This window comes from Agromyces sp. P1_H4, from assembly GCF_056405255.1.
Map to the genome: position 1 here is coordinate 1 of NZ_JBFUCL010000473.1, position 2,131 is coordinate 2,131.

Annotated in this window: 4 protein-coding genes; 1 reads left to right on the forward strand and 3 read right to left on the reverse strand. The window is 70.8% G+C overall.

What is annotated here, in order from left to right; genetic code table 11:
- A partial coding sequence (locus AC1DY2_RS19020; RefSeq protein WP_476763833.1) for a GntR family transcriptional regulator occupies positions 1–303 on the reverse strand: 303 nt, incomplete at its 3' end.
- Positions 304–337: 34 nt separating this feature from the next.
- Positions 338–775, reverse strand: coding sequence for an Lrp/AsnC family transcriptional regulator (locus AC1DY2_RS19025; protein ID WP_148732865.1), 438 nt, complete (start codon positions 773–775; stop codon positions 338–340).
- 98 nt (positions 776–873) lie between these two features.
- On the opposite strand from AC1DY2_RS19025, the gene AC1DY2_RS19030 reads away from it, so the two are divergent.
- On the forward strand, positions 874–1,674 hold the full coding sequence (locus tag AC1DY2_RS19030; protein WP_476763834.1) for an LLM class F420-dependent oxidoreductase: 801 nt from the start codon (positions 874–876) through the stop codon (positions 1,672–1,674).
- A gap of 9 nt (positions 1,675–1,683) precedes the next feature.
- On the opposite strand, the gene AC1DY2_RS19035 is transcribed toward AC1DY2_RS19030, so the two are convergent.
- Positions 1,684–2,131, reverse strand: a 448-nt coding sequence (locus AC1DY2_RS19035; RefSeq protein WP_476763835.1) for a hypothetical protein, incomplete at its 5' end; no start/stop codon positions are given.

Here is a 2,131-nt window from a genome sequence, read left to right on the forward strand (position 1 = left end):
GAGGTGCTGCACCCGATCGGCGTAGGCCATGGCAGCGAGCTGCGCCTCGCGCGTCGCGGGGTCGCCCGTCGCTGAGACGAACGTGCCCGCGCGGCCCCGGCCCTCGAGCACGTGGTCGTCCTCGAGGGCGCGGTAGGCCTTCGCCACGGTGTTCACGGCGAGGTCGAGCTCCGCCGCGAGGGCGCGAACGGTCGGCATCCGCGCGCCGGGTGCGAGGGACCCGTCGGAGACCGCGTCGACGACCTGGCGGCGCAGCTGCTCGAAGGGTGGGGCGGATGCGGCGGGGTCGATCGACAGCTTCATGCGCGCTGCTCCGCGCCCGCGGCATCCGTCATCGTCAGTCCCGGTTGCGGTTCACGAGGCGCGACAGCACGATCGCGCTGCGCGTGTGGTCGACGTTGGGGGCGATGCGCACGCGTTCGAGGGCGTCTTCGAGGGAGGTGATGTCGCGGGCGCGCATGTGCACGATCGCGTCGGCGCTGCCCGTGACCGTGCCGGCGTAGACCACCTCGGGCACTCCCTGGAGGATGCGCTGCAGCTCGTCGGGTGCGACCGTGCCGCGGCAGAACAGCTCGACGTAGGCCTCGGTGCTCATGCCGTCGACGGTCGGATCGACCTGGATGGTGAACGACCGGATGACGCCGTCGGCGACGAGGCGGTCGACCCGCCGCTTGACCGCAGAGGCCGAGAGCCCCACGGAGGACCCGATATCGCCGTAGCCCGCTCGCGCGTTCTGGCGGAGCAGGTCGAGGATGGCGCGATCGAGGTTGTCCATGCCGGGAGTCTACGCTGATTCGTTGCGTTGTCACAGGGGTGGACGCAGGTTTCCTGCGTGCGGGGCAACGCTTTCCATGCGCTGCCTAGGCTCGATGCATGACCTCTGCTTCTCCCGTTCGCCTCGGACTCCAGCTGCAACCCCAGCACGCCCACTATCCCGCCATGCGCGACGCGGTGCTTCGCGCCGAGGACCTCGGCGTCGACATCGTCTTCAACTGGGACCACTTCTTCCCGCTCACCGGCGACCGCGACGGCCTGCACTTCGAGGCCTGGACCATGCTCGGCGCGTGGGCCGAGCAGACCGAGCRCATGGAGTTCGGCACGCTCGTGAGCTGCAACTCCTACCGGAACGCCGACCTGCAGGCCGACATGGCCCGCACGCTCGACCACATCAGCGCGAAGGGCGGCGAGGGCCGGTTCATCTTCGGCACCGGGTCGGGCTGGTTCGAGCGCGACTACGACGAGTACGGCTACGACTTCGGCACGCCCGGCACGCGCCTGAACGCGCTCGCCGCCGCCCTGCCCCGCATCGAGGAGCGGTGGACGAAGCTGAACCCGCCGCCCACCCGCAAGATCCCCGTCATGATCGGTGGAAAGGGCGAGCAGAAGACCCTGAAGATCGTGGCTCGGCACGCCGACATCTGGCACTCGTTCGTGTCGCCGGCCGACCTGCCGCACAAGCTCAGCGTCCTCGCGCAGTGGGGCGAGGAGGTCGGGCGCGACGTGTCGGAGATCACCGTGTCGAACGAGCTCACCCGCGGCCGGGTCGACGTCGAGTACGCCGACGCCCTGTACGACGCCGGCGTGCGCCTCTTCACGCTCGGCCTCAGCGGGCCCAACTACGACTTCTCGACCGTGCCGGAGTGGCTCGCCTGGCGCGACGCCAAGAACGGCTAGCGGATGCCGCTACTGCGGCTGTTCGATATAGCCGAGCAGCCCGAGGTGGAGTGACCCGTCGGGGTACCAGATCGCGACGATCGACGCTGTGGTGCCGCCGTCCGGGGTGGCCCGCGCGCCGTCGCTGAGCAGGAGGCCCTCGGTGGGGAACCGGCCGTCGTCGGTGCAGGTCGCGCCGTACCCGGGCTCGGGGCTCGTCGGGATGAGCAGGCAGAGGTCGGCGCCATGCCGTGCCGCGAAGACCTCGACGCCATCGGGCCGGGTGGCGAGCAGGCGGGTGTCGACCGGGCCGCCTCCGAATGAGACCGGCATGCGTCCCATGCCGGCCATCTGGGGGAGGTCTTCGGGCGTCGCCGGGCGATCGAACACCGTGGCGGCAGGCGTCTCGAGCGCGACCGGCTTCGCGGCGAGCACGTCGGCCTGCAGCAACGGCTCGGGGTTCACCGTCGGCGCGGTG